Origin of the sequence: Streptomyces vilmorinianum (assembly GCF_005517195.1) — a bacterium.
Lineage (GTDB): Bacteria > Actinomycetota > Actinomycetes > Streptomycetales > Streptomycetaceae > Streptomyces > Streptomyces vilmorinianum.
In genome coordinates this window covers 1,140,737-1,162,962 of the sequence record NZ_CP040244.1, presented here as the reverse complement: position 1 = coordinate 1,162,962, position 22,226 = coordinate 1,140,737, and the positions used below count along the sequence as shown (strand labels likewise).

Genomic DNA, 22,226 nt, shown 5'->3' with positions numbered 1-22,226 from the left:
GCCGCTCACCAGCCCAGTTCGTTCGCGGTCGTCTCGGCGATGGCGGGCGAGCAGGTCATGCCGCGCCCACCGGGTCCCGTCACCAGCCACACGCCGTCGCGGACCTGCCGGCGGTGCACGACCCGGCTGGTGTCGGTGCACTGCGCGTACACGCCCGCCCAGCGGCGCCGGATCTTCGGCAGCGGGCGGCCGAGGAAGGACTCGACGACGCGGGTGAGATGCTCGTAGGGGTCTTCGAGGGTGTCGAAGGCGAAGGGGTGCTCGTACTCGTGCGTGTCGCCGATGGTCAGTCCGCCGTCGAGGCGCTGGACCATCAGCAGCTGCATCTTGTGGGCGGCGGCGGTCGGGTCCTGCGCCTGCCCGGAGTCGAGGGCGTCCAGCGCCTCGGACGCGTACGCCGGGTAGTAGCGGAAGGAGTCCGCGTCGGCGACGGAGGTGGTGAGCGGTTCGCCGAGCGGGTCGGTCTGCATCATCTGCAGCCGGACGCGGCGGACCGGGATCTCGCCGGCGATCTCGCGGACGAGACCGCCGAGCCAGGCGCCGGTGCAGAGGACGACGGCGTCGCCGGTGTGGGTCTGGCCGTGGTCGTCCCGTACGGCGTTCTCGCCTATGACGTCCCGTACCTCGCGGTTCGGCAGGAACGTGTACTTCCCGGAGGCCAGCAGGGCCTCGCGCAGGGCGAGTTGGGCGGTGCGGGGCTCGACGGCCGCGTCCCGCTCGCAGAACAGGGCGGCCTCGAACGCGCCGCGCAGGGCGGGGTTGTGCGCCCGCGCCTCGTCGGCCGTCAGCAGCTTGTAGCCGCGGGCGGCGGCGTCGGGGCGGGCGAGGGCGGCCTCGGCGACGGCCAGCTCCAGGGCGTTGCGTACGGGGGTGAGGGAGCCGATCGCCCGGAAGCCGAGCTCGGGGACGCGGGCGCCGATGCCCTCCCACAGTTCGCGGGCGCGCAGCGCGGTGTCGAGCTCCTCTCCGCCCGCGCGGCCGCTCACCCATATCTGGCCGAAGTTGCGGAGCGAGGCCCCGCGCGCCTCGGCCTCGCGCTCGATGTGTACGACCTCGTGGCCGCGTTCCACTGCGTGCCAGGCGTGCATGGTTCCCACCACGCCGGCTCCTACGACGATCACCTTCATGCCCGTCACGCTCGCGGCGACGAGTGGCCCGGACGCGTCCGGGCGACGACGGGTCGGTGAACGCCCTGACAAGCTTGGCCTAGACCCGTTACCTTTCTGTGATCATACGGGAGGGGTGCGTATGTCGCGGGGAGTCGCCGTCAGCCCTGGTCCTGGCCCTGGTCCTGGGCCTGGCCCTGGGCCTGGCCCTGGTGGCCGAGATGCGCGGTGAAGCTGAAGCGGTCGCCGCGGTAGAGCGTGCGGACGCGTTCCAGGGGGCGGCCGGCGGTGTCCCGGGAGATCCGGTGGATCAGCAGCATCGGGAGCGCGGGCGGGGTGCCGATGAGCAGGGCCTCGCGGGGGGTGGCGAGCACGGTCTCGATCCGCTCGTCGGCGTCGCCGAAGGTGATGCCGAGTTCCTCGCGGAGGTAGGCGTAGAAGGAGGAGTCGGGGTCGAAGTCCTTGTCGAGGCGCGGGGCGCGGGCCTCGGAGACGTACGTACTCTCCAGGCCGACCCGCTCGTCGTCGGCGAGCAGCACGCGCTCCATGTGCCAGACGGGCTCGCCTCGCCGGACCCCGACCTCGGGCGCGAGGGCGTCGGGGCAGGGGAAGCGGTCGAGAGAGATCAGGCCGCGGCCGGGGCGACGGCCCTGACGGCGTACGCCCTCGGTGTAACTGGCGAGCGAGAGCGGCTGCTCCAGCTTGGGCCCGGCGACGACGGTCCCGCGCCCCTGGCGCCGCAGCCGTCCCTCCAGGAGGAGTTCACGCAGAGCCTGACGGACGGTCTCCCGGGAGACCTCGTACCGGACGGCGAGATCCCGCTCGGTGGGCAGCAGCCCGCCTTCGCCCAACTCGTCGATCAGCGAGGCGACTTTCGCCTTCACCGCGTAGTACTTGGGAATGCGGCCGTGCTCGGGGATGCCGGAGCGGATGGGGGCACCGGGTGCCTGGTCGCTCGGATGGTTCGGGTTGTCCACGGGGAGATGCTCGCAGATGGGGATGAACGGGAGGGTGTACGGCGAGTGGCGTGGGGGTGCGGGGGCCGGGCGACGAGCTTGGGGCGACTGGCCGTTCGGGCGCTCGGGCGCTCGACGGACGCGGTTCATCCGACCTGCTCGGCGACAGGACCAGTCCTAGCCGCGCCGGATCCTGCGGCAGGCGGCGAGGGACAGTGCGGCTCCCGTGAGCAGCAGTGCGGCGGAGGCGGGGGCCAGGGTGGTGGCCGACTCGGGGCCCGTGTGGGCGAGTTCGGGGCGGGTGAGGCCGGTGTCGCCCTTCGGTGGCGTGGTCGCCTCGGGGGTGGGGTCCGTCTCGCCGGCCGCTCCCTCGGCGGCGATGGTCAGGCGGTAGTCGCCGGACTCGCCGACCCAGTCGCCGTCGTCCCCCTGCCGCTGCACGATCGCCGCGTTGGCGACGACCTCGTTGGGCGCGGTGCCGGCGCGGAACGCCAGCCGGACGCTGACGGTGACCGTGCGGCCCGCGGGGACGGCGAAGCCGGGGAAGTCGCCGAACACGCCGATGTTCTCGTCCTCCTCGGTCTCCTCGAACCGCACCGGGCGCCAGCGGCGGGCCTCGGAGTCGTAGAAGTCGAGCTGGATCTGGGCCGGCTTGAGGACCCGGTCCCGGTCGGCGAGCGCCAGGACCGGATGGATGCCGCGGCAGGGCTCGGTGGTGGTGTTGGTGAGGTCGAGCTCGAAGGTGCGGAAGGCCTCGCCGGGGACGTAGTCGCCGGGGCCGCCGTGGATCCGGGTGTCCATGGGGAAGTCGGGGTCCGTCGCCTTGCCGCAGGTGGGGGGCTTGCCCCGGCCCTCCGAACCGGAGCCGGAGCCGCGGCCGGGGTCCGCGGAGGAGGGGGCGACGGCCAGGGCGAGGACGGCGGTTCCGGTCGTCGCCGCGGTCACTCCGAGGGCAAGGGCGTTGCGCAGTCGCATGGGGCGGATGCCTTTGCTGCTCGTGGGCGTACGGGACGGCCGCGACCCTGCCACCCCGCCCCGCCCGGGCGCGGCAGCGACGGGCGGCCCCGCCCCGGACGGCCCACACGATCCGTCCGATCAGCCTATTTTCCGAAGACCGGCGCGAGGATCAGCTGCGCCGCCCCCTCTGCGACGGCGTACGGGGTGGCGGTGCCCGAGACCGGTGTGCTCAGCCCGGCCCCGGCGAGGACCGCGCCGACGCCGTGCGCGAAGGCCTCGGGGGCCTCGGTGACGGCCCGGCCGCCGAGGACGACCCGGTCGATGTCGAGGAGCCGTACGAGATTCGCGGCGCCGATGCCGAGGATCCGCGCCGCCTCGGGGACGTCGCCCCGGGCCACGGCCGCCAGGCACAGGACCTCCAGACAGCCCCGGCCGCCGCAGCCGCACGGCGGCCCGTCGAGCTGGACGGTCTGATGCCCGAACTCCCCCGCCCCGGTCCTGGCCCCCCGGTGGAGGGCGCCGCCGAGGACGAGACCGGAGCCGAGCCCCGTACCGAGATGGAGATACGCGAACGAGTCGGCGACGGGCGCCTGGAGCGCGAGCCCGAGGGCGGCGGCGTTGGTGTCCTTGTCGAGCGCGACGGGCAACCCGAGCCGCCGCGCGAGCTCCTCCCGTACCGGAACCCCGTCCCACTCCGGACACCCGGTGACCCGCCCCGGGACCCCGGTGAGGTGATCGAGCGGCCCGGGCATGGCGACCCCGACCCCGAGGAGGGTGGGGGTGGTGGGGGTGGTGGGGGTGGTGGGGGTGGTGGGGGTGGTGGGGGTGGTGGGGGCCTCCGGCGCGTCGGGGTCCTCGCGGGCCTCGACGGCCTCGCGGCCTTCGCGCGCCCCACGTACCTCACGTGCCTCACGGCCTCCGCCGACCTCGCGGGCTCCCCGGCCCTCGCCGGCCTCCGGGACCGCCGGGACCTCCGGGACCGCCGGGACCGCCGGGACCTCCGAGAGCTCCGGGACCTCCGAGAGCTCCGGGACCTCCCGGCCCCCAGAGGTGTCAGAGGCGCCGGAGGCATCCACGGTGTCCACGGCGTCCAAGGCCCCCCGCCCGGCCTCCCCCCGGGGAACCCAGCCCTCGCGCAGGCCCCCCACCTCCCGCTCGACCGCACCCAACACCACGTCCGCGCCCGCGCCGAGGTCGAGGCGGGTCCGCCGCAGCGCCACCCGTACCCCCGCCAGGTCCACCAGGACGGCCGTCAGCTCGTCGCGGTCGAGGTGCACCCCGACCGCGTACGCCGCCGACGGGACCAGCCGCAGGAGGGTCCGCGGTTTGCCGCCGGTCGAGGCGCGGTGGCCCGCCTCCCGTGCCAGGCCCTCCGCCCGCAGCCGTGCCGTGATCTTGCTGACCGCCTGTGGGGTGAGCCCGGTCCGCTCGGCCAGCTCGAGGCGGCTGATCCCAGCGCCCCCGGCCGTCCGCAGCAGATCGAGCACCAGCGCCGCGTTGTGGCTGCGCAGCGCCGGCAGGTTGACCCCCGTAGCGGCCCTGACACCCCTGACACTTCTGACACTCCTGTTCACGACGCCATTGTCTCCCGCGCTTGCACTTTGGCAACAGCGTTGCTTAAGTGAGGTCCATGACTGGCACCGCTCCGCTCCGCGTCGGACTCGTCGGCTACGGCCTCGCGGGCTCCGTCTTCCACGCCCCGCTGATCGCCTCCACCGAGGGCCTCGTCCTCGACACGGTCACGACCGGCAACCCGGAGCGCCAGGCCCAGGCCCGCGCCGCGCATCCCGGCGTACGGGTCGTGGACTCCCCCGACGCGCTGTGGGCGCGGGCGGACGAGCTCGATCTGATCGTCGTCGCCTCCCCCAACAAGACGCACGTCGCGTTCGCCACCGCCGCCCTGGAGGCGGGCCTCCCGGTCGTCGTCGACAAGCCGGTCGCCGGCACCGCCGCCGAGGCGCGCGAGCTGGCCGCGCTCGCCGAGGAGCGCGGCCTGCTCCTGTCCGTCTTCCAGAACCGCCGCTGGGACAACGACTTCCGTACGCTCCGCGCGCTCCTCGCGGACGGCGCGCTCGGTGACGTCCAGCGCTTCGAGTCCCGGTTCGAGCGCTGGCGCCCGCAGCTCAAGGGCGGCTGGCGCGAGTCCGGCGCCCCGGAGGAGATCGGCGGGCTGCTCTACGACCTCGGCAGCCATGTCGTCGACCAGGCCCTGGTCCTCTTCGGTCCGGCGGTGCGCGTGTACGCGGAGTCGGACGTCCGCCGCCCCGGCGCCGAGGCCGACGACGACACCTTCCTCGCGATCACCCACGCGAACGGCGTCCGCTCCCACCTCTACGTGAGCGCCACCACCGCCCAGCTCGGCCCCCGCTTCCGCGTCCTGGGTTCGCGCGCCGGATTCGTGAAGTACGGACTCGACCCCCAGGAGGCCGACCTGCGCGAGGGCCTGCGCCCGGCGCCCGGAAGGCCGTGGGGCGTGGAGCCGGAGTCGATGTGGGGCACCCTCGGCGCGGGGGAGTCCCCGCTGACGGGCGGCGGCGACCCGGTCGAGACGCTGCCGGGCGACTACCCGGCGTACTATGCGGCCGTCGCCGCCGCCGTACGCGGAACCGGTACGAACCCGGTCACCGCCCACGAGGCCGCGGCCGCCCTCGACGTCCTGGAGGCGGCCCGCCGCTCGGCTCGCGAGGGGATCACGATCCAGCTCGGCTGAGGCGAGGCCTGCGGCAGTTAGGCCAGTTCGGAAGTGTCCAGCTCGAAGCCGAACGGCTCGGGCAGCTGAAGCTTCGCCCCGAAAACTGCGCGGCATTCGTGGCGATAGCGGCCCGCCGAGGGCTCCCGGTGCACAACAGCCTCGCCGCGATGCCGGTCGATGAGCAGATATGCCGGGATCCCGGCCTGGGCGTAAGCGTCGCGCTTGTCGACCCGATCGACTTCAGCGTCTGCTTCCCGCCCCGACGTCACCTCGATGACGAGGAGCACTCCTGACGGGTCCGACCAGGACGGTTGCCCTCGGAAGTACCCGGCAGGAGCGACGGCCCCGTCGACGCGCGCGCGCCCCGCACGGTACGCAGGCACCGCGAGACCGCGCTCCTGGTACACGCGCAGGCCCGGGTCATGTGCCCGCACCTGATCGCCGACCGACATCACATTCTCGTCGTGGTCTCCATCCGGAGCCGGAGTCACGATGAGCCTCCCGTTGATCAACTCGACGTGAAGGCTCTCAGGAGACGCAGCATCGAACGCCTCAAACTCGTCGAGCGTCACTTCGGAATGCGTAACAGTCATGGTGCCCTCCTCGGGGCACCAGCCTACGCGTCCTTGAGCTCCTGGCGCTGGCGCCCGAGCCCGTCGATCTCCAGCTCCACCACGTCACCGGCCCGCAGATACGGCTTCGGCTCCGGCTGCCCCATCGCCACGCCCGCCGGCGTACCCGTGTTGATGATGTCGCCGGGGTACAGGGTCATGAACTGGCTGACGTACCGTACGACCTCCGCGACGCCGAAGATCTGGTCGGAGGTGTTGCCGTCCTGCTTCAGCTCGCCGTTGACCCAGAGCCGCAGGCCGAGGGTCTGCGGGTCCGGCACCTCGTCGGCGGTGACCAGCCACGGGCCGAGCGGGTTGAACGTCTCGCAGTTCTTGCCCTTGTCCCACGTGCCGCCGCGCTCGATCTGGAACTCGCGCTCCGAGACGTCGTGGGCGACCGCGTACCCGGCGACGTGCGCGAGCGCCTGCTCGTCGGTCTCCAGGTAGCGGGCGGTGCGGCCGATGACGATCGCCAGCTCCACCTCCCAGTCCGTCTTGGTGCTGCGGCGCGGTACGAGCACGGTGTCGTCGGGGCCCACGACCGTGTCGGCGGCCTTGAGGAAGACGACCGGCTCGGCGGGGGTCGCCGCGCCGGTCTCGGCCGCGTGGCCGTGGTAGTTCAGCCCGATGCACACGACCTTGCCGATCCGGCCGACCGGCGGGCCGACCCGCAGCCCGGCCGCGTCGAGCGCGGGCAGGACCCCGGCGGCGACGGCGGCCCGGATCCGGTCGAGCGCGGACTCGTCGGCGAGCAGGCTGCCGTCGACGTCGTCGACCAGGGCGGACAGATCGCGCAGCGTCCCTTCCTCGTCGAGCAGGGCGGGACGCTCGGCACCCGCCGGACCGACTCGCAGCAGCTTCATGGTCTTCTCCCTGTGGTCGAGGTGAGCCCCGGCCGATGGAGTGCGGCCATCGGAGGATTGGTCGATCCTCCAAGAGAAGAGACCACTCTGCAAGACCCCGTTCACGGATCGGACCCTTACGCGCCAGTAGCGGATGCCGCCCGTCGCAGCCGGTCAGCAGCACTGTCAGTAGAGCAGCGCTCGCTCCACGGCACTCCAGGCGGTACTGGTCACGATGTAGAGCGCGGCGGCGAGGGGCACGATCGCGACGGTGAGGATCGTGCCGAAGGACAGCAGCGGCATCACCTTGGCCATGGCCCCGGCGCCCGGCCCCTCCAGCGGGGAGGCGGCCAGCTGCCGCTTGGCCCGCCCGTAGGAGAAGGCCGCCACGGCGGCGGCGATCCCGAACATCACGACGTATACGAGCCCGGCCGGACCGAAGACCCCGCCCTGGCCGAGGGCGTCGGTCCAGCGGTCGCCGAGCGGGGCGGCGAAGAGGCTGTGCCCGGCCATCCGGTCACTCGAGAACAGGTGGTACAGCAGGAAGAAGGCGGGGAGCTGGAATAGCGCGGGCAGGATGCCGGAGAGCGGCGAGACCTTCTCTTCGGCGTGCAGCTCCATGACCGCCTTCCGCAGCCGCTCGGGGTTCTTGGCGTGCTTCTTGCGCAGGTCGGCGAGTTGCGGGGCGAGCACGGTGCGGGCCTTCTGGCCGCGGGCGGCGGCCCGGGAGAGGGGGTGGATCGCGAGGCGTACGGCCATCGTGAACAGGACGATCGCGGCGGCGGTCGCGGTGGTGGCGAAGAGCGGCTGGAGCAGGTCGGCGAGCTGCTCGACCAGGGAAGCGAAAACGGACATGGGAGCCCTCCGAGGGGTCTCGTCGTGCCGGAAGACGTACGGGTCGGCATGACGGAATCCGCGCAGGAGACCTCTGGTTCGCTACGCGGCCGTCGGGAGGGGACGGCCGGGTGCTCGCGGCCTGCGGCGCCCCCGGGCATCGGGGTCGCGCTGCGGCAGGAAGGCGGTGCGTTGCTCACGGTCGCGCAGGGCGGTTCGTACCCGGGTCGGGGGCACGACCGGGGCCGTACGGGCGCCGATCAGGCCGCAGACGACGGTGGTCGCGGCGAGGGCGACGGCGGCGGAGACGGAGGCGCCGTCGGAGAGCAGCAGATCGGCGAGGGCGAGGAGGGAGAAGAGCGGCGCGACAACGCGCAGGATCAGATTCCCGATCATCGTGCCCCCCCTCCCATGCCTCTCCTCATTGTAGGAGTCTCGCCCACACGACGAGGCGGTAGGCGGAACTGAACTCGGGCGTACATGTCGTCAGGGTCAGGTAGGAGCCGGGGTCGGAGTACCCGTAGGAGGGCTTGACGAGGGAGCGGGGTACGGGCTGGATGACGCCGGTGTCGCGGGGGGCGGTCTGCGGCAGGACCTGGTCGACGACGTAGACGTACTCGCGCTCCCGGGTGCGTATGTGGATGCGGTCCCCCTTGGCGAGCCGGTTGATGTACCGGAAGGGCTCGCCGTGGGTGTTGCGGTGCCCGGCGAGGGCGACGTTCCCGGGCCGGCCGGGCGCGGCGGTGCCCGGGTAGTGCCCCACGTACCCCTTGTCGAGGACCGACCTCTTGCCGATGCCGCGGGCGATGGGGGCGGTGACGCCGATGCGGGGGATGCGGATGACGGCGTAGGCGGCGGAGGAGCGGGCGGGGGCCGTCGTCGGAGGGGCGGGGTTCACGGAGGCCTCGGGCACTACCGGGGCGGCGGGGGGCACGGGCGCCACGGAGGCCACCGGAGCCTCCGACGCCTGGGGGGCCTCAGGAGGTGATTCCCCCCACTCCCGCCACTCCTCCTCAAGGACGCGGACCTGTTCGCCGGCCTCGGCACGGGCCTGCTCGTTGGTCCACCAGAGCTGATGAACGACAAGAAGCAGCAGAACAACCCCGCAGGTGACGACCGCCTCGGCGCACACCCACAGGACGCGGGCGGGCGTGCTCCGCACCCCGCGTGTCTGGACGACGACCGGCACCCTGTCCCGCACGCGGGGCACGATAAGGGCTGAGGCGCCAACTCTCCAGGGCCGTACAGCAGTACGGTGGTCAGCATGCGCCCCGACACGCCTGCCGACCACGCCACCGAAGCCGAGCGCCTGCTGCGCACCGCCGCTCAGTACCCCGAGGACCAGGAGCCCCTGCTGCTCCAGGCGGCGGCCCACCTGGAACTGGCGGGCGAGCGCGCGCGGGCGACGGCCTTGTACGACACCCTCCTCTCCTCCGCCGCTCCCGTGAACCCCCACCTCATCCGCGCCCTCAAGGCGGCGAACCTGTGGGAGTACGGCCACGAGGCGGAGGCACGCGCGATCATCGAGGGCGTCCGTGCCGCGCGCCCGGCGGAGGCGGCCCCGTGGGAGATCATCGCGGAGACACTCGAGTCCCACGACGAGCTGGAGCTGTCGGAGACGGTGGCGACGGAGGCGGCGGCCCTGCTGGCAGCGACGGCCGATTCCGGGGACTCCGGGGACTCCCTCCCCCACCCCACGCGTTCCTTGCTCACCACGCGCCACCGGGTCCGCCGCATGCTGGCCCTCCCCCACGACGCCTGGGACACCCTGGCGGACAACCTCCACACGGCTGACGTCCCCCTGGACGAGCTCCACGACCCGAAGCGCCTGTGGTCGCTGGGCTCCTCGGACCCGGCGGAACTCCAGGCCGAGATCACCCGCCTCCGCAGCGAACTGGGCTCCTACCGCACGGCCCTCTCCCGCCCCTTCCCGGTGGCGGTCCTCCACTGGCCGGAGCCGGAACTGGACGAGCTCCTCGCGTCGTACCCGGAACTCGAATCCGAGTACCCCACCTACCGCGCCCACCTCACGGACATCGAGGCCTCCCTCCGCGAACTGTCCGCGGCCGGCACCCCCAACCTCGGCATCGTCCCGGCCACGGTCCCCTCCTACGAGGCCTTCGCCGCCTCCGAGTCCTCCTCCCCCTCCAACGCCGACCTGCTCCCCCAGTACGCCACCACCCTGGCGGCCCGTGGGCGTGCGACGGCCTGGCCCCCGGCCCGGGGCGCGGCCTGCTGGTGCGGGTCGGGGCGGACGTACGGGGAGTGCCACGGGGCGGAGTAGCCGCCCCGGGCCGGGCACAACTACCCAACCGGCTGTCGATGTCAGCGCCGTCCATTAGGGTCGCTTGATCAGGTGTAGCGCGCGTATCCCAAGGCGAGACATGACGACTGAGTGGCAGTTCGAAGTACCCACCACCGGCAGCAAGCGCCTGCCTCCGGACGCTCGCTACATGGAGGCCCTCAGCAGTCAGGGCTACGGCTTCGAGGCGGCGGTCGCGGACCTGGTGGACAACTCCATCGACGCCGGCGCCAAGGACGTCGTGATCCACTTCCTGCGCGACGGCGACAGACTTGTCAGCCTGCTCATAGTCGACGACGGCAAGGGCATGGACGAGGACGAGTTGGACGTCGCGATGACCGTCGGTGGTCGCCGCGACTACGACTCCCGAGCACTCGGGATGTTCGGCACCGGATTGAAGTCCGCCTCGCTCAGTCACGCCGGTGCCGTCACCGTGGTCAGCAAGGTGCGACGAACGCGAGCAGCGGCACCGGCAGGGCGGCGCTGGACGATGGAGCGGGCTGTGACCGGCTATCAATGCGACATCGTCGCGCCGGACTACGCCCAGCAGCTCATCGACCGCTACTACGACTGCCCGATCGTCTGGCAGGGCACCGTGATCCGCTGGGACGCTGTCAAGAACTTCCCGCAGACCGGTGGTGGCGGCCAGACGGATCGGTACTTGCACCGCACGATCAACAAGCTGGGGCTCCACCTCGGCCTGCATCTGCACCGTTTCCTGGCTCGCGACGACTTCAACATCACCATCGCCGTCGAGGACGTGTCCACCGGTGTCGAATACATGAACTTCGGTGTCCAGCCGCTCGACCCGTTCGCCTACCCGGTCAGCGGGCACCCCGATTACGCGCACGATTTCGTTGCCGCCATCCCCTCCGTCGACCCGATCACCATGGCTGCGCACATCTGGCCGCCGAAGTCGAACAACGACGAGTTCAAAGCCGTCGGCACGGTCATCGACCGGCAGGGCTTCTATTTCTACCGGCACGACCGCCTGGTCCAGGCCGGTGGCTGGAACAACTTCCGTCAGCCCGAACAGCATCTTGCCCTCGCGCGCGTCGCCGTCGATCTGCCCGACGACGCAATGGCCTCCGAGGTGTTCCGTCTCACGGTGAAGAAGGACGGCGTCGACACCTCTCCGGAGTTCGTGACGGCCCTGGAGTCCGCGGTGGGCTCCGACGGGCGTACGTTCTCCCAGTACGTGGCGGATGCCGACGCGACGTACAGGGAGGCACGGAAGCGGACTGGTACGACCCGCAAGCCCGTGATACCGGCGGGCAAGGGCTTCGAGTCGTCCGTGCGGGAGGCCATCGAGGACGAACTGCCGCTCATACCCGGCGAGGAGCCGATCGCCGTCCGCTGGCAGAAGATCGACAACAGCACGTTCTTCGAGATCGATCGTGAGAACCGGACGATCATCCTCAACCACCACTATCGTGCCGCGATCCTCGGCGGTCGTCGGGGCGGGCTCAACGACGCCCCGACCCTCAAGTCGCTCATGTACCTGTTGCTCCACGGGGTCTTCGAGAAGGAGTACAGCGGCAGCCGCGAGAAGGACAACCTGCAGCTGTGGCAGTCCGTCCTGGTCGCGGCGGCCCGCGCCGAACTGAATCGGGTGGCGGACGATGACTGAGTCGGCCGGCGGCGCGGCACTGTCCTGGTCGACGGTGGAGCATTACCTGGGAGAAGGACTCGGCGCGAGCTACCGTCTGTCCGCCGCCGACAAGCATCCCGTCGTCTCGTACGAGATAGGGCACGGCGGTCGGGACATCGCTCTGTTCGTCGAGCTCGGCCGGAACCAGCAGCCGCCCCGTTCCTCGCTGCCCGCCGTCCGCATCGATCAGGTGGTGGTCCACAAGGGGTTGCGGATGGCCCGCATCCGAACCACACAGGTCGAGTTGATGCGCGACTTCCACGACATGCTGCTTGCCGTGGCCGATCGGATCGTCACGAAGAACCGTCCGCTCGACGGTGCCTTCGTCGAGACCGTGGAGGGCTGGGGCTCGCTGCTCGACCGTCCTCGGGCGATGAGCGTCGAACGCCGGATCGGCCTGTTGGGCGAGCTCTCGATGCTGTCCCGGCTCGCCGAGAGGTACGGCTGGCAGACGGCCGTCGAGGCGTGGACCGGCCCGTACGGCGAGGAACACGACTTCGCCCTCGTGGACTTCGACATCGAGGTGAAGACGACCGCGGCGGAACGGCGACGACACGTGATCCACGGGATCGGCCAGCTGCAACCCGCTCCCGACCGGCCTCTGTGGTTCGCCTCGCTCCGGCTGACCCGGGGCGGTGCGGGTGGCCGCACGCTCTCCGAGTCGGTCCACGCGGTGCGCGGTGCAGTGACGAAACAGGCGCCGGCAGCTCTGGCCCGACTGAACTCCGCGCTGGAGCGGTCCGGGTGGTCGGCCGAACGTGAGGACGACGAGCGCTGGACGCCTCGGGACGAGGCCCTGGTCCTGGCAGCCGAGTCCGTGCCTCGCCTCAGTCCCGAGTTGCTCGCCGCCGCCACACTCGAGCGGATCTCCGCCGTGCGCTACGAAACCGATGTCACCGGGCTCGCGCCCACGCCCGGTGCCCCGGTGGACCTGGCCGGGCTTCGCCTTCCGTGAATCGCCCGTGTACCCCTCTCACACCGTCCTGACAGCCGAGGAACCGCCCATGACCAGTCCCGACACCGCCGCCGGAATCCGTCTCGACCTCCATGCCCGGGCCCTCGGCGACATGAGCTCGGGAAGGCCGAAGCGGCTCGTCCGCGCCCTGGAATACCAGGCCGAGGACCTCGCACCGGGGGCCATGGAGTACGCCGCCGAGGCGGACTTCCTGTCCGTGCTCCGCGAGGCACACGCCACCGACCAGCTGGTGGAGGTGTGGCGCAAGCAGCTGACCCGCTGGGACTACAACGAGAACGTCGCCTGGTCGTCCTCCCCTCCCCGTACGGAGAAGCGGCGGGCCGACGTGTACGCGCTGTTGGGCGTCGGCGACGAGACCGGAAAGCTGCTCGACTCCCTTGTCCCTGTCTCGAAGGCCGGCGGGGCGGTCGTCATCAGCACCGAGCACACACCCTGGTACACCCCGCAGTCCCTCCAGGGGCGCCCCTGGTACTGGCCCGCGTACCGCAGGTTGCTGGCGGACAAGGGGTGGCCCGAGGACGTCGTCGCCGGTCTCGACGAAGCATCCGATCGTGTGGTGGAGCGGCTGGCCGACCCGACGGCACCGGAGGCATACCAGTCGAAGGGCCTGGTGGTCGGCTACGTCCAGTCCGGCAAGACCGCCAACTTCGCCGGTGTCATCGCCAAGGCGATCGACGCCGGCTACCGACTGGTGATCGTCCTGGGCGGCACGCTCAACATGCTGCGTGCCCAGACCCAGCGCCGCCTGGACATGGAGTTGGTCGGCCGCGAGAACATCGTGCGCGGCGCGAGCGAGTACGAGTCCGACTACGCCGACGACCCCGCCTGGAGCCAGGGCAAGTTCGCCACCTTCGGTGCACTGCCCTCCACGCTCGGCGCCTTCGACATCCATCGGATGACGACCCGCGACGACGACTATCAGAGCCTCCTGCAGGGGATCGTCGCCCTCGAGTACGAGAAGCAGGAACCGGGCCTCCCCTTGTACGACCCCCGCAACCTGCACCGGGCCCCGGCCCGCCTGATGGTGGTGAAGAAGAACGAGAGGGTCCTGAAGAAGCTGGTCAAGGATCTACGGAAGATCAAGACGCCCCTCTCCGAGATCCCGGTCCTGATCGTGGACGACGAGTCCGACGAGGCCTCGGTGAACACCGCCGACCTCGCCAAGCCGAACGCAGAGCGGACCGCGATCAACCAGAAGATCTCCGAGCTGCTCCGGATGCTGCCGCGCGCCCAGTACGTGGGCTACACCGCGACCCCCTTCGCGAACGTCTTCGTCGACCCGAGCGACACCGCGGACATCTTCCCCAAGGACTTCATCATCTCCCTGCCGCGCCCGAACGAGTACATGGGCGCCCGCGACTTCCACGACCTCGGCTCCGCTCTGGCCGACGAGGAGCGGACGTATGCGAACTCCAACGAGATGGCGCACGTCCGCGACATCGTGGTGGAGGACGACGAGGACGACGCCTGCCTCGAGCGAGCCATGGACATGTTCGTGCTGACAGCCGCGATGAAGCTGTACCGCGAGGACAAGGGCGGTCTCGGGGATCGCTACTTCCAGCACCACACCATGCTGATCCACGAATCCGTCCGGCAGGACGTGCACCGCGAACTGCTCGGCCGGGTCACACGGCTGTGGTGGGATGCCGGCTACCTCGGGGCCCGCGGCCACCAGCGGCTGCGGGATCTCTTCGACACCGACATCGCCCCGGTATCCGCGGTGCGCGCCGACGGTCAGGCCGTGCCCGCCTCGTTCGACGAGCTCGCGCCCTACATCGGCCCCGCCACGATCCGGATCGGGGGCGACGACAAGCCGATCATCGTGGTCAACGGCGACAAGGACCTCGAAACCGGGGAGGCCGACTTCGACAAGCGGTCCATCTGGAAGATCCTCATCGGCGGCCAGAAGCTGGCCCGAGGCTTCACCGTCGAAGGGTTGACCGTCTCGTACTTCCGGCGCCGCGCCGGAAACGCCTCCACGCTCATGCAGATGGGCCGCTGGTTCGGCTTCCGTAAGGGCTACCGGGACCTGGTCCGGCTCTACTTGGGCCGTCAGGAGGCCATGGGGAGGAAGGAGATCGACCTCTATGAGGGGTTCGAGGCGATCTGCCGGGACGAAGAGACGTTCCGTGCAGAGCTGGAACAGTACTCAGTGACGGTCGACGGTCGCCCGCAGGTCACGCCGGACAGGGTTCCGCCGCTGGTCTCGCAGCACATCCCGTGGCTCAAGCCGACCAGCCCGAACAAGATGTACAACTCGCGCCTGGTCACCCTCCGCTCCCCTGGCCAGTGGCAGGAGCCGACCGCGTACCCGACGAAGGCCTCCGACCTCCGGCACAACACCAACCTGTGGACGCCCGTCCTGGATTCCCTGTCCGCGGAGCCGACGCAGCTCTCCTACCACTTCCCGGAGCAGGGCGTCACTCACCGTTTCGCTGCTCTCACGGGGAGGTTGGACGCCGCCGGTCTCTTCGATCTGGTGTCGAGCATCCGTTGGGGCGCGCCGTCGCAGTTCGCCCCGCACCTGGACTACCTGCGGGAGATCACCACGAGTATTCCCGCCCAGGTGGACGACTGGGTCGTGCTCGCACCGCAGCATGCCCAGACGGGCCGGCGAATCCGGCTCGGCACCGCCGACCGCACGTACTCCTACTTCGCTCGTGACCGTCGCCGTGACCCGCTCTTCGGCGCCATCAGCGACCTCAAGCACCGTGCAGCAGCTATGTGCATCGCGGGCTCGCTCGCCGACTCCGGCGACGCCGCCGTCGAAAGCCTGGTCGCCCCGCGGCGGGGTGTGATCGTCCTCTACCCGATCGTCGAATCCGCACATCGGGACACGCTCGTGGAGTACGGCACGCTCGATCCGAGTCGCATCGTGATGGCTTTCGGCTTCGTCGCCCCGGCCTCGGCCCGCAGCGAGGACGGCCGCGTGCTGCGGTTCACGACCATCGACTCCTCTCAGGAAGGGGTCGCCATCATCGACACCGCCCCTGAAGCCGCCACTGGCTGACGCGCGAGGACATCCCCGGTGGGGCAGGCATACCGAACGAGGATCCACGGAGACAGTGATGACCACCAAGACGACACCCCTGCGGAGTGTCGGCGTCTGCGCCGGTGCCGGGGGCCTCGCCCTCGGCTTGGAGCAGGCGGGCTTCGATCCCGTGCTCCTCCTCGACAACAGGACCGTCACCTGTGACACGCTCCTTGCGAACAGGCCCGCCTGGAACGTCCTCGACCTCGACCTCGTCGAATTCGACCCCGTCGACCACCAGCAAACCTACGACGTGGACCTGCTCGCGGCCGGACTCCCCCGCGTCAAGGCCACCGCCTCCGTACGCCGCGCCGACAGGGACGACGAGTGGGAGGTACTCAAGGCCACGATCATGCTCATGCACGGCGTCCGACCCAGGGCCCTGTTGATCGAGAACGTCCCCGATCTCGTCACCAAGCCGGCGTACGGGCCGATCCGGGAGTACATCGCCGAGGAGCTCGTTCACCTCGGCTACGACATTCATTGGTTCGTGCTCAACGCAGCTGATTTCGGAGTGGCGCAAGATCGGAAGCAAGGTGTCGTGGTCGCCTTCAGGGACGGACGTCTGGACTTCTTCACCCCTCCCACGGCCTCGGTCACACGCCACCGGACCGTCGGGGAGGTACTCGGCCCATCCATGGCCGATCGTGGCTGGCCTCAGGCTGCCGAGTGGGCCGCCCAGGCCGACCGGCCGGCCCCGACCCTGGTCGGTGGTTCCTGGAACCGCGGCGGTGCAGACCTGGGGCCGACGGGCACCAAGCGCGCATGGGCACGCATGGGCGTGGACGGCGGCACGGTCGCCGACGACGTGCCGGGCCCGGACTTCGCCTGGGATCCGTCGCGCGGTCGCCCCGGGATGATGGCCCTCACCGTTCGCCAGGCTGCCACCCTTCAGGGCTTCCCGCCCGACTGGGTCTTCGCAGGCCGGAAGACCGCACAGTACCGGCAAGTGGGCCACGCCACCCCTCCTCCGGTCGGACGAGCGCTGGGCGAAGCGATCAAAGCGGCGTTGAAGTCCTGACCTCGACGCGCGGAATCCGTCACCCTCCGACCATCCGGGAGCGAGGCCCGATCAGCCTCGCCGCTCGATCGGCAGCGCCGGGTAACCTGTAGCGCTGCTGGGGTCTCCCGGTCCCCTTCACAAACACACCACCCCTCTGGAGATCACGTGCCACGCCCCGAGATTGTCGACTTGTTCGCCGGACCCGGCGGGCTCGACGTGGCGGCACGTGAGCTCGGCTACGAGGTGACGGGCATCGAATTCGACCAGGACGCGTGTGATACGCGGACCGCCGCCGGGCTCCTCACCCTGCAGGGAGACGTACAGGACTTCGGGCCGCACAAGTTCCCGAATGCCACCGTGCTCGCGGGTGGCCCTCCGTGCCAGACGTTCACGGTGGCCGGCAGCGGCGCGGGCCGCCGTGCGCTCGACGAAGTGATCGGCTTCGTCAAGCGGATGGCACGTGGAGAGGACGTCCGGTCCGAACTCGCCGTGCTCGACGACCCGCGTACCGGCCTCGTCCTGGAGCCGCTGCGCTGGGCGCTGGAAGCACTTCGTGACGATCGGCCCTACGAAGCGATCGTTCTGGAGCAGGTGCCCGCAGTCCTCCCCGTCTGGAGGGAGTACGGGAAAGTCCTGTCCCAGAAGGGATACTGGGTCGCCGAGCCCCAGGTGCTGCACACGGAACAGTTCGGCGTCCCGCAGACGCGGCGTCGTGCCATCCTCGTGGCCCGCCTCAACCGCATCGTCGAGCTGCCGGAGCCCTCCCACCGTCTGTATCGCAAGGGCGTACCCCGTGAGCAGGGGGATCCTCGCCTGAAGCCCTGGGTCCCCATGTCGGAGGTCCTCGACCGGCCGACTCCCTTCGAGGTCGTCTCGAACTACGGCACCGGCGGCGACCCCAAGGCCCGCGGCCGTCGCTCGTCCGACCAGCCGGCATTCACGGTCACGGGCAAGGTCTCCCGCAACCGCGTCGTCGCCGAGGACGGGACCGAACTTCCCCGCTTCTCGGACGCCGAGGCCGGGATCCTGCAGACGTTCCCCGCCGACTACCCCTGGTCCGGCCGGGCCATCGCCCAGCAGATCGGCAATGCGATCCCGCCGCTGCTGGGCAAGGCGGTCCTCCAGGCCGCGATCGGTTCGGCGGACGAGTACGAGGGCTGATCACCCGGTCACGCGAAGTCCGAAGGCTTCGACAGGGTGACCCCGGGTGCCCTGGGAGCGGGAACGGACGCCCCTGTCTCCTCCTCGGACTCGGAGGACTTCCGCTGCCGCAACGGGGCCTCGGCCCGCAGCTTCTCGAAGAGGGGGAGCAACGCGTCGACGGCGGCTCCCTCGACGCGGCCGTCGGCAGGGCCTTCCGGAAGGCGGTCCCAGTCCACCGCCTCGCCGACACCGGCCTCGATCCAGTCGTGGAGTTCATCGACGTCAGGGTCGCTGTCCCGCGCCAGCACGTCGTAGATGAGGGTGCTGCCGGCCGCGTTCACCGCGGAGGAGAAGGCGTTGACGTGGTCGCCGGGGCGGGGGATGCCCGAGTCGAGCAGTCCGCCGATGACACGGATCATGGCCTGGGCGGTGGGACGGTGGTCGATCACGTCCAGGCGCATCGTGGTGTTCAGAACATCCTGGACTCGGCAGGCCGTGGCGACGGGGCGGTAGTCGTCGCCGTCGCGGAAGAGTTCGGCAGCCCACCAGAGACGGGAAAAGGCCTGCGTGTAGTGGGGACCGCTGAAGCGGGCGGCGGTGGCGATACCAGGGCCTTCGCCCTTGTCGGCTCCCTTGTGCCGCCAGACGACGTAGTCGGGGGCCACGATCATGGCCAAGTGGTTCCAGAGACGACTGTCGGCAGCCTCGGCACGGGTCATCCGAAGGGTGGCGTGAAGACGAGGGGCGAGCCAGCCGTCGGCGGCGTGGCGATCGCCCACGAAACGTCTCATGGCCTCGTCGAGGAGTTCACGGACCGGCGCAGTGCGCCGCCGCTCCGCGGTCCGGTCGTCATAGGCGACGCAGGAGCGGGCGAGTGCCACCTGCGGCGGGAGTTCCCGGCCGGACTGGACGCCTCGGCCGAGGTACTTGGTGACGGCGGCGTCGGGCAGGAGCGCGAGCACCGGCGGCACGTCGACGGGGGCGAGGGGGCTCATCAGATGCCACTCCTTTCCGCACGATCGACAGCGCGCACTGCGCTGGTCAGCTTCTTGGCGATCTGGCTTCGCTTGCCCGCCGCGTACTGGATGGTCGTCTGGAGCTCGGACCAGCCGAACCCCTTGGTGCGGCGTTCCTCGATGTCGTGCAGGGCGTCGGTGAGCTGACGGCCCGGGAGCACATCGGGGAGCATCATCCGGAGAACGGCCTCTCGCCAGCCGGTCGGCATGACAGGGGTGCCGTCCTCGTCGGCGTCGAGATCACTGACGGCGGTGTGGAACATCGCGGTCCACGCGTCCTGGGCGATCTGACTGGAGGTCATATCTCGAAGCAGTTTCTCGGCCGGGGTGCCCCCGCTTCCACCGAGCATTTCGATGAGCCCGTCGACGGATCCGCTGTTGAGGTAGACAGTGGGCACATCGCCGGTGGTCTCCACGATCCAGGGGGAGTCCTTGTACGGTCGGAGCCATTCCTCAGGCCCCTCGCGAAAGTCCACCTCGACGATCTCGATCTCGCGTTGCCGTACAGGGGTGGCTCCCTTGAGGTCGAGATACCAGTCCTGTTCGGTGGTGCCGATCACCCGGCCTTCGACTCCGCCGACGGTGGCGACGACGGACAGGCCGAGGGTGGCACGGTTGAGGTGACGGTTCCGGTACAGGTCGATGGTGCCGCTCCAGACACCGTCGGCCGACCGTCTGAGCCGGGCCGTGGTCCGGGCGTTGGTCGCCTTCTCGGTGAGGGCGGCCAGACAAACCAGGTCCGTCCACTCTCCGTCGGCGATCTCCGCCTCGGGGAGCGATGCCTGCAGCCGAATTGTGCAGTACTCCCAGTTCTCCCGACCGGATTGGTGGAGCGCCACGGTCCGCTCGGACTTGGAGACGTTGGAGTACGGAAGTGGAGACGTCCCGTCGACAGTGATCGCGAGGACGTCGAGGTCGATGTCACCGAAGAGGGTCGTGTACGGGTAGACGGACTTCACGCCGCTCCTCCACGAGCTTTCTGGACATCGACGACGAGACGGGCGAGACCACCCTGGACAGGGTGGGTCGCAGGATCGGTCACTCCCGTGAACACGGCGGTCCGCACGCCGGGGTCGACGACGAGGTTGCCGTTCTCCACGCGGCAGTCGTCGGAAGCAGTGAGCACGGCCCACCCCACGGCTGGGCGGCCGCCGGATCGGACATCGAACTTGGCCACGGGGGTCAGAACCCAGGGGTCCTCGGCGTCGGGAATCTTGAGGCCGACGATGACATGCCAGGCGCCACCGTCCTCGACGTGCGCTTGAACGCTGCGTACGACCGGAAAGCCTTGGGCGCGTCTCCCCCCGCCGGCGCTGCCGGCGCCACCGTCCAACTTCAGCAGCTCGCGGAGGGCGGCCGGGCCGCTGGTGCGGACCGTCTCCCGGCGCCCGACCAGGCTGCGTACTGCCTTGTCGATCTCGGTCCGGAATTCCTTGAGCCGAGTGAGAGCGCCCCGCTCGTAGAGAGTCGTGAGCTCCTCGGTACGGTCCCAGCGGTCGTGCTCGGGTGGTTCGGAGGCGCGAAGGAACGCCTCCGCGAGTTCGACGTCTTCGCCTTCCCGACCGGTGGCGAAGCCGGCGAGCAGAACGGCCTGGAACGGCGCGGTGCCGAGAGGGAGCTCTCGGGGGCGCTGTTCGGTGATGGTCATCCGATTGCCTCGCATGCAGACGACGCGGCTGTGCCGCTCGTCCCGATCCGCGGCCGCGGTGAGCAGGAGTACTGCGGGGTGCTCACGGCCCTTGTCCCGGGCGCGACCGCGCCCCTTGAGCGGGGAGACGACGAGGGGTACCTCGACGAGAGCGACCTGATCGCCGGAGGTCAGTTCGGGGACCGTCTCCCCGTCGAGGTAGGCCTGGAATGCGCGGCCCAATGCGGGGTGGTGGGCGTGCGGGTCGACCCGCTCCTCGGAGATCAGGACGTGGCCGTTGCGGAGGGTGGTGACGCTCGCCTCCATCAACGCCCCGGCCGACTTGCCTCCGATCATGGAGGCCCAGAACCCGTCGGCGAGCGATCGAACGAGCTTGTCGTGCATCTCCTGAAGGGTCTCGGCGTCGCCGGAGGCGTCGTGGGCACCGACGATGAGAAAGGAGGTACCGGGGGCGGTGCCCAGCCGGTCCAGGTGGAGGGAGCGCACCTCGTCCTCGTCGGCCCACCACGAGCGTGACACGCCCTTGTGGACGGGCTCGGGCTCCGGCTCGCCGAACCAAGCCGGTCCTGCGTAGGCCTCGTCGTCGAGTTCGTGCCAGGGAAGGTCGAGTCGTCCGACGACACGGCGTTCGCATCGTCCCTCGTGAGGATCGGAGAGGGTGGAGTTGACGAGGACGAGTCCGAGACGGCTGGTGGCCCAGAGCGTGGCCTTGCCCAGTCCGTACGAACCACCGGCACGACCGCCGGCCTGCTTGTGACTGTCGAGCTGGCGACGTACGACGGCGGCGTAGCGGCCGTCCTGATACTCCGGGCCGGTGAGACCGGCGGCGTTGTAGTCCTCGACACGGAGCAGGAGCAGGGAACGCTGATCGTCCAGATCGTCGAGTGCGGCCTGAAGACTGCGGGAGACCTTCTGGCTGCCGGCAGCGGCGGCCTCGTAATGCGGGCGCAGTTCGTCCCATCGCATGGCAGTGAGGAACGCGTCCAGGTGTTCGCCGGTGAGTTCGTGGAGGACGTATCGGACGCGAACCGGAGCCGTGGGGTCGAGGCGCTCGTCGAGGGAATTCTGAGTGGCCTCGCGGGCAAGGACGGACAGGTCGGCATCGAAGGCGAAAGCCGCGGCGTTGCCGTACTCGCGGCCGCCGTCGGTGTGCGCCGGTCGGTGGTGCCACTGACGGGGAAGGGCGGAGGCGATGTCGGTCGTACGGTTGTAGACCGAGGACGGGTCGATGTCGAAGACGGCTGCGATGGCCCGCTTGATCTCCTCGCGAGGTTCGGCGCGACCGTTGATCCACGCGGAGACCGCGGCTCGGGTGAGCCCGAGGCGCTGCGCGAGGTCGACCTGTTTCATGTCCGCTCGCGCGAGCTGGCGCTCCAGCCAGGTGCCGAACTCCTCGCCCTGCGGTTCCCTCACGCGTATCCCCCCGGACCTCGCCCTTCACTGCGCAGGATGCGTGCA

Annotated in this window: 19 protein-coding genes; 7 read left to right on the top strand and 12 right to left on the bottom strand. The window is 70.5% G+C overall.

Annotation, left to right across the window (positions count from 1 at the left end):
• Window positions 1–5: 5 nt before the first annotated feature.
• The 4 genes from FDM97_RS05530 to FDM97_RS05515 all read right to left on the bottom strand — a co-directional run bounded on the left by FDM97_RS05530 (window position 6) and on the right by FDM97_RS05515 (window position 4,593).
• Window positions 6–1,127: a TIGR03364 family FAD-dependent oxidoreductase gene (locus FDM97_RS05530; protein ID WP_137989137.1), complete on the bottom strand. Its 1,122-nt coding sequence runs from the start codon at window positions 1,125–1,127 to the stop codon at window positions 6–8.
• A gap of 140 nt (window positions 1,128–1,267) precedes the next feature.
• Entirely contained in the window at window positions 1,268–2,083 is an 816-nt protein-coding gene (locus FDM97_RS05525; RefSeq protein WP_137989136.1) for a GntR family transcriptional regulator, read from the bottom strand.
• Between the two features lie 156 nt (window positions 2,084–2,239).
• Entirely contained in the window at window positions 2,240–3,037 is a 798-nt protein-coding gene (locus FDM97_RS05520) for a hypothetical protein (RefSeq protein ID WP_137989135.1), read from the bottom strand.
• Window positions 3,038–3,162: 125 nt separating this feature from the next.
• A complete protein-coding gene (locus FDM97_RS05515) occupies window positions 3,163–4,593 on the bottom strand; it encodes an ROK family transcriptional regulator (RefSeq protein ID WP_137989134.1) in 1,431 nt (476 codons plus the stop codon).
• 56 nt (window positions 4,594–4,649) lie between these two features.
• On the opposite strand from FDM97_RS05515, the gene FDM97_RS05510 reads away from it, so the two are divergent.
• A complete protein-coding gene (locus FDM97_RS05510; protein ID WP_137989133.1) occupies window positions 4,650–5,729 on the top strand; it encodes a Gfo/Idh/MocA family oxidoreductase in 1,080 nt (359 codons plus the stop codon).
• A 17-nt stretch (window positions 5,730–5,746) separates the two neighbouring features.
• On the opposite strand, the gene FDM97_RS05505 is transcribed toward FDM97_RS05510, so the two are convergent.
• The 5 genes from FDM97_RS05505 to FDM97_RS05485 all read right to left on the bottom strand — a co-directional run bounded on the left by FDM97_RS05505 (window position 5,747) and on the right by FDM97_RS05485 (window position 9,199).
• Window positions 5,747–6,304, bottom strand: a complete 558-nt coding sequence (locus FDM97_RS05505) for a Uma2 family endonuclease (RefSeq protein WP_137989132.1) — start codon at window positions 6,302–6,304, stop codon at window positions 5,747–5,749.
• A gap of 23 nt (window positions 6,305–6,327) precedes the next feature.
• Window positions 6,328–7,185 carry a fumarylacetoacetate hydrolase family protein gene (locus FDM97_RS05500; RefSeq protein ID WP_137989131.1) on the bottom strand — a complete coding sequence of 286 codons (858 nt, stop codon included), beginning with the start codon at window positions 7,183–7,185 and terminating at the stop codon, window positions 6,328–6,330.
• Window positions 7,186–7,350: 165 nt separating this feature from the next.
• A complete protein-coding gene (locus tag FDM97_RS05495; protein ID WP_137989130.1) occupies window positions 7,351–8,019 on the bottom strand; it encodes a YidC/Oxa1 family membrane protein insertase in 669 nt (222 codons plus the stop codon).
• A gap of 81 nt (window positions 8,020–8,100) precedes the next feature.
• On the bottom strand, window positions 8,101–8,394 hold the full coding sequence (locus FDM97_RS05490; protein ID WP_137989129.1) for a DUF6412 domain-containing protein: 294 nt from the start codon (window positions 8,392–8,394) through the stop codon (window positions 8,101–8,103).
• Between the two features lie 25 nt (window positions 8,395–8,419).
• Complete coding sequence (locus FDM97_RS05485; RefSeq protein WP_254705514.1) at window positions 8,420–9,199, bottom strand: class E sortase; 780 nt, start codon at window positions 9,197–9,199, stop codon at window positions 8,420–8,422.
• Window positions 9,200–9,262: 63 nt separating this feature from the next.
• Here FDM97_RS05485 and FDM97_RS05480 point away from each other — a divergent pair, with 63 nt between their 5' ends.
• The 6 genes from FDM97_RS05480 (at window position 9,263) to FDM97_RS05455 (ending at window position 18,122) form a co-directional block, all read left to right on the top strand.
• Window positions 9,263–10,282, top strand: coding sequence for an SEC-C domain-containing protein (locus FDM97_RS05480; RefSeq protein WP_137989128.1), 1,020 nt, complete (start codon window positions 9,263–9,265; stop codon window positions 10,280–10,282).
• Window positions 10,283–10,382: 100 nt separating this feature from the next.
• On the top strand, window positions 10,383–11,930 hold the full coding sequence (locus FDM97_RS05475) for an ATP-binding protein (RefSeq protein WP_137989127.1): 1,548 nt from the start codon (window positions 10,383–10,385) through the stop codon (window positions 11,928–11,930).
• Window positions 11,923–12,906 (top strand): PD-(D/E)XK motif protein, encoded by a 984-nt coding sequence (locus FDM97_RS05470; RefSeq protein ID WP_137989126.1) that lies wholly within the window; start codon window positions 11,923–11,925, stop codon window positions 12,904–12,906. Before FDM97_RS05475 ends, FDM97_RS05470 begins: the two co-directional genes overlap by 8 nt.
• A gap of 49 nt (window positions 12,907–12,955) precedes the next feature.
• Window positions 12,956–15,937, top strand: coding sequence for a Z1 domain-containing protein (locus tag FDM97_RS05465; RefSeq protein ID WP_137989125.1), 2,982 nt, complete (start codon window positions 12,956–12,958; stop codon window positions 15,935–15,937).
• Between the two features lie 58 nt (window positions 15,938–15,995).
• The gene (locus tag FDM97_RS05460; protein WP_137989124.1) at window positions 15,996–16,979 is read left to right on the top strand and encodes a DNA cytosine methyltransferase; all 984 of its coding nucleotides are present in this window, start codon (window positions 15,996–15,998) and stop codon (window positions 16,977–16,979) included.
• Between the two features lie 171 nt (window positions 16,980–17,150).
• Window positions 17,151–18,122, top strand: a complete 972-nt coding sequence (locus tag FDM97_RS05455) for a DNA cytosine methyltransferase (protein WP_254705513.1) — start codon at window positions 17,151–17,153, stop codon at window positions 18,120–18,122.
• A gap of 8 nt (window positions 18,123–18,130) precedes the next feature.
• On the opposite strand, the gene FDM97_RS05450 is transcribed toward FDM97_RS05455, so the two are convergent.
• From FDM97_RS05450 to FDM97_RS05440, 3 genes are read right to left on the bottom strand one after another with little or no spacing between them, the layout of a single operon-like run.
• On the bottom strand, window positions 18,131–19,099 hold the full coding sequence (locus tag FDM97_RS05450; RefSeq protein WP_137989122.1) for a DUF6339 family protein: 969 nt from the start codon (window positions 19,097–19,099) through the stop codon (window positions 18,131–18,133).
• The gene (locus tag FDM97_RS05445; protein ID WP_137989121.1) at window positions 19,099–20,079 is read right to left on the bottom strand and encodes a hypothetical protein; all 981 of its coding nucleotides are present in this window, start codon (window positions 20,077–20,079) and stop codon (window positions 19,099–19,101) included. Before FDM97_RS05445 ends, FDM97_RS05450 begins: the two co-directional genes overlap by 1 nt.
• The gene (locus FDM97_RS05440; RefSeq protein ID WP_137989120.1) at window positions 20,076–22,181 is read right to left on the bottom strand and encodes a helix-turn-helix transcriptional regulator; all 2,106 of its coding nucleotides are present in this window, start codon (window positions 22,179–22,181) and stop codon (window positions 20,076–20,078) included. Before FDM97_RS05440 ends, FDM97_RS05445 begins: the two co-directional genes overlap by 4 nt.
• Between the last annotated feature and the right edge of the window lie 45 nt (window positions 22,182–22,226).

What these genes read in the sequence shown, in the direction of transcription:
- FDM97_RS05490 (WP_137989129.1), bottom strand. Translation starts at nt 8,394, where the DNA reads ATGATCGGGAATCTGATCCTGCGCGTTGTCGCGCCGCTCTTCTCCCTC.
- FDM97_RS05450 (WP_137989122.1), bottom strand. Translation starts at nt 19,099, where the DNA reads ATGAGCCCCCTCGCCCCCGTCGACGTGCCGCCGGTGCTCGCGCTCCTG.
- FDM97_RS05510 (WP_137989133.1), top strand. Translation starts at nt 4,650, where the DNA reads ATGACTGGCACCGCTCCGCTCCGCGTCGGACTCGTCGGCTACGGCCTC.
- FDM97_RS05500 (WP_137989131.1), bottom strand. Translation starts at nt 7,185, where the DNA reads ATGAAGCTGCTGCGAGTCGGTCCGGCGGGTGCCGAGCGTCCCGCCCTG.
- FDM97_RS05530 (WP_137989137.1), bottom strand. Translation starts at nt 1,127, where the DNA reads ATGAAGGTGATCGTCGTAGGAGCCGGCGTGGTGGGAACCATGCACGCC.
- FDM97_RS05480 (WP_137989128.1), top strand. Translation starts at nt 9,263, where the DNA reads ATGCGCCCCGACACGCCTGCCGACCACGCCACCGAAGCCGAGCGCCTG.
- FDM97_RS05475 (WP_137989127.1), top strand. Translation starts at nt 10,383, where the DNA reads ATGACGACTGAGTGGCAGTTCGAAGTACCCACCACCGGCAGCAAGCGC.
- FDM97_RS05460 (WP_137989124.1), top strand. Translation starts at nt 15,996, where the DNA reads ATGACCACCAAGACGACACCCCTGCGGAGTGTCGGCGTCTGCGCCGGT.
- FDM97_RS05505 (WP_137989132.1), bottom strand. Translation starts at nt 6,304, where the DNA reads ATGACTGTTACGCATTCCGAAGTGACGCTCGACGAGTTTGAGGCGTTC.
- FDM97_RS05495 (WP_137989130.1), bottom strand. Translation starts at nt 8,019, where the DNA reads ATGTCCGTTTTCGCTTCCCTGGTCGAGCAGCTCGCCGACCTGCTCCAG.
- FDM97_RS05465 (WP_137989125.1), top strand. Translation starts at nt 12,956, where the DNA reads ATGACCAGTCCCGACACCGCCGCCGGAATCCGTCTCGACCTCCATGCC.
- FDM97_RS05470 (WP_137989126.1), top strand. Translation starts at nt 11,923, where the DNA reads ATGACTGAGTCGGCCGGCGGCGCGGCACTGTCCTGGTCGACGGTGGAG.
- FDM97_RS05520 (WP_137989135.1), bottom strand. Translation starts at nt 3,037, where the DNA reads ATGCGACTGCGCAACGCCCTTGCCCTCGGAGTGACCGCGGCGACGACC.